The organism is Actinomyces oricola (genome assembly GCF_004104015.1).
Lineage (GTDB): Bacteria > Actinomycetota > Actinomycetes > Actinomycetales > Actinomycetaceae > Actinomyces > Actinomyces oricola.
In genome coordinates this window covers 1-3,234 of sequence record NZ_RYFV01000053.1, presented here as the reverse complement: position 1 = coordinate 3,234, position 3,234 = coordinate 1, and the positions used below count along the sequence as shown (strand labels likewise).

General features: G+C 55.5%; 1 protein-coding gene and 1 pseudogene. Both read right to left on the bottom strand.

All coding sequences use genetic code 11. The annotated features are described in order from the left end of the window. Positions 1 to 82: 82 nt before the first annotated feature. Complete coding sequence (locus EUC46_RS12280; protein ID WP_241655574.1) at positions 83 to 2,518, bottom strand: DEAD/DEAH box helicase; 2,436 nt, start codon at positions 2,516 to 2,518, stop codon at positions 83 to 85. 391 nt (positions 2,519 to 2,909) lie between these two features. Next, a pseudogene (locus EUC46_RS13205) lies at positions 2,910 to 3,101 on the bottom strand (hypothetical protein); the annotation flags it as partial. Positions 3,102 to 3,234 lie beyond the last annotated feature (133 nt).

Genomic DNA, 3,234 nt, shown 5'->3' with positions numbered 1-3,234 from the left:
CCAGCGCGACACCCCCGAACAAACATACACCGCGTTCCTTGACTACATCACCAGCCGCACCTTCGACTACGACTTCGAACACCTACCAACAACACCCCCCGACAACGATCTTGTTTAAAGCCGGCCACAGCCCTGTAGCGAAAGCTCGTACGGAATCCCGTAGCCGTGTAAGTCGTTCCGTCGTGATAATGCGGCAGCCTATCGGTATTGCGGCATGTGAGTCGAACTTTTCCTCTGGGTGGATCAGCACTGGCGTTGCTTCGCTGCTAGGGTACTGCTGCCGAAACCAGTCCATGGCGTTTGACAGTTGCTCGGCATCTTTCTTATACACAGGGTGGCCGGAGGCGGCCCCGCTCTTCGCTTCGATGATGTAAAACGATCCGTCGCAAAGTGCCCAGAGATTGTCTGGCCCACGTCCGAGCGTGTCTTCTGGCCGCTGCCCTGTGTGGCCGATATGCAAGGCGAGATCATGCATGGCCTGTTCGAACTGTGCAGTGCGCGGTCCCCAATCGAGATCCTGCAATACAGCCTCAAACCCAAGTAAGAGGTCATTACCGGAGGCGTATCTCTTTTGCAACCAGGAGGAAGCCTGCTCGCCCTGAAGGCGGCTTGCCGCCTTGAGTTTCTCGTATTGCACTCCCTCCAAAGGGCGAAGGAGTCGCCTGTTCGCAAGGTTCGCTGTCTTCTGGATCTGTTGAGCCTCGGAAGGGTCGAAGAAATTAGTGTAGGCAGCGAGCTGCTGTCTATAGATAGCCTGTGTAACGATTTCATCCCCAAGACGACTCACGGCTCTTTGCTGTGCTCTGACTGCGGCCGCATAGTCTCTACGCTGAGCGGCGTCGAATGCTTCTCGCTCAGCACTGGCGGTGTCGGTAATTCCAGACGTGTCGTACCGGACCGGGGCCAGCGCAGCCTTACTATAGGCCACCCATTCTTTATCACGTTCGAGGCATTGCTCCATGATTTCGTGGAGGTCGTCTAGCGAGTCGGCCTCGATCTCATTGGCAATCTCCAATGCGAGGTCCAATTGTGCCTTTGTTGCGGGTGAAAAGTAGTCGCGTGCCTCCGGTGAATTGAGCCGCTCAGCCAGCTGCGCTCCCAGAAGAAGGACCACAGCATAGTCCTCGTTCGAACGGGTAGCTCGCCCCATACCCTGCTCCAAGCGTTGAACCTGTCGACCAAGGAGCCTTGTTGACCCGATCAACCGGGCCTGTTCCAGCCGCTCCCGTCCGTCGAGTGCTTCTGGCAGGCCATCCAACACCAATACGTGGCAGGCGTTGTCGGGCAAGTCAATCCCGTCGTAGCGGTTGATGAGCACTATCAGACCCAATTTTGGGTTGTTGCGTAGTTGCTCGATGCCCTGATCGATGTTCTCACGGTCCAGCACGTCGGCTGCGTAGTCCTGCCACCAGTCGGCTCGGCTGCGGCTCGGCACGATAACCACGACGTTCTGCTTCTTAGCTAAATCGAGGACGAGATCACGTACCTCTTCGTTCGTCGCGCTAGGTACAAGTTGCTGTGGCACGAGGATCATTCGATCCCCGATATCGCCCGCGCTCGAGGGAGAAATCGGCCGTGAGACTGACTCCGGTGCCGCACCGAAGTGCCGAATCAGCACCGAGTCGTCAGCAAGGGTGGCGGTGAGGTAGACGCGCCGCCGTGCCTGTGAAAAGCCAAGGAGCATCTCTGTGGGGTGACAAGGGGGATAGATCTCGAAAGCATCGCTGGTGACCACGGCAGTGCAGAGGGGGAGGCTATCTACGACAAGCGGCCAGCCCCACTTCAGTACCTCGCCTTCTGAGATCGGATGGAGGATCGACAAGACCCGATCCTGCTTGTCCTGCCATGCCCAAAATGGGACCTCCTGAATCGCTGATTGACGTCGCGCTTTTAGGTCTAGTAGACCATTAGGAGACTGCACCCTCAGATCATCAGCAAACAGGTCCAGCAGATCGCTGTACGCCTCCGAGCCGTACTCGATGCGGAGCCGGAATACATGATCCGCTTGAGCGATGCAGGCATGAGCATCATCAATGATCACTCCGCCGAGACTGTGGGAGGGAGGCTTTGACACACTACCGCCGACACCGAAGATGGACAGGCCATTGAAGAGTTTCGCGAACGTCCCGACGAGCACGGCGCGTCCCTGTTGGTACTCGGGTGCCTTGGAATCCTTCGTGGTCGCGATCCCGATCCGGCCCGCCTCATCTACGACCTGCTCAAGCAAAAAACCATCAGGCACGAGATATGCGACGGGTCGGACACCCTCATTGAGCCAGCTGCGCGCGATGAGGAGCCCGACCAGCGTCTTGCCGCCACCTGTGTTCATCTTGATTACAAGGTCTTGCTCGTCGCGACGGTCATACCAGGCGGCCAGAACTTGATCCTGAGGACCTCGCAGATAGTCTAGACCAGCAACCTTCTCAGGTAAGGCGTTGAACAGGTCTCGAGGATCGGTAATCGTGTTGACTGAAGCCGAGGCCCCCTGGCTTAGTCGCCTGAAGTTGATCTTGGCCATTGTGCTATCTATCCTTCCCAGGTGCTTTCATTGTCGCCCATGCCTCCAACCAGTTATGAGGGGTACGCCACCACTCCTGTCGTCAGGACTCGATGTTCTTTTAAAACCATTTCTGAAGTTTGATTTACAGGTGGAATTTAGGGCGTTGTATCGAAAATAGCGTGCACACCACCTAACATTAACCCTTTTTATCGAATAGTTGAGGACGCTGCTACAGTTTCATTAAATTCACGACGACATTTAATGGCCATTCTCTAGATACGCCGCAATTTGTTTTACTCCCTCTTCAAGTACAGACAACCTACAATCTTTCATGGTATAGAGCATTTTTGCGGGAATGTTACCCTCACCAAATATTTCGGCGGCCGCACTGTTGGTGTTATGGCCGGAATTAAACAAGATCGTTGTCGGGTGGCGTGAGATTTGGGAGGTGCGCGAAGTCGTAGTCGAAGGTGTGATTGTTAATGTAGCCCATGAATGCGGTGTAGGTTTCCTCAGACGTGTCACGCTGAATGTTCACGATTGCGCTTTTGGCCGTGTTCCAACCATGCTCGACCGGATTATGGTCGGGTGCGTAGGGTGGTAGATATGGCCGGCTTTAAACAAGATCGTTGTCGGGGGGTGTTGTTGGTAGGTGTTCGAAGTCGTAGTCGAAGGTGCGGCTGGTGATGTAGTCAAGGAACGCGGTGTATGTTTGTTCGGGGGTGTCGCGCTGG